Below are 751 nucleotides of genomic sequence, written 5' to 3'. Positions count from 1 at the left end.
TTTCCTTGTCTCCCCCAGCACCCCCCGCTCCCCCAGCTTGCCTCAACAAATAACTTAACTTAGTGCCATTCGACTAAAAAGCATCTTGGGAGAGTTACCAATAACGAGCAAACAAGCAATAGAGTTAGAAGTTGCACCCGGTACTCAATTAAGTCCATATTTAGAAACTTGCTGTTTACGAGTGAGTGCGAATGTTAGCTATGAAAGTGCAGCATCAGATATCGAGTACTTCACAGGGATAAAAGTTTCGCACAGCAGTCAACAAAGATTAGTCCATCGCCAGAACTTTGAATTGCCAACACACGAACAGACAGTAGAAGAATTAAGTGTTGATGGAGGAAACATCCGTGTGCGAACTCCTCAAGGTGAAATATGTTCCTGGCTGGGCTATAAAGCCGTCAGCTTACATCATCTGGGAATGGTGGGAACTTCATTTCAGGATAATCAGGTTGTGATTGATTGGGTGAATGAGCAACCGTTGGCTAGTACTCTCACCGAAAAGGAGGGCAGGGGAAGCAGGGGAAGCTGAGGAAGCTGGGGGGGATACCCTCCGCAAATGGTTGGAAGCCTCCTTTTTAAAAAGGAAAAAAAACAAAAACACCCTCCGGGTTCTCCACTTCGACGGGACGGAAGCCGACACCGCCGAGTGGCTCACTTGTTTTGAGACGCGTAGCGCAAGAAACAATACGTCCTTGCTTGAAGCCTCTGTGTTAACGCAGAGGTTCGCTCCCCCAGCTCCCCCTGCACCCCC

General features: G+C 48.3%; 1 pseudogene. It reads left to right on the top strand.

Annotated features, from left to right (window positions below):
* Positions 1-70 precede the first annotated feature (70 nt).
* Positions 71-496, top strand: a pseudogene (locus I8751_RS13325) (ISKra4 family transposase); the annotation flags it as partial.
* Positions 497-751: the final 255 nt, after the last annotated feature.

This window comes from Atlanticothrix silvestris CENA357 (genome assembly GCF_016056295.1).
In the GTDB taxonomy this organism is placed as follows: Bacteria; Cyanobacteriota; Cyanobacteriia; order Cyanobacteriales; family Nostocaceae; genus Atlanticothrix; species Atlanticothrix silvestris.
This window is presented reverse-complemented; position numbering and strand designations above follow the sequence as displayed.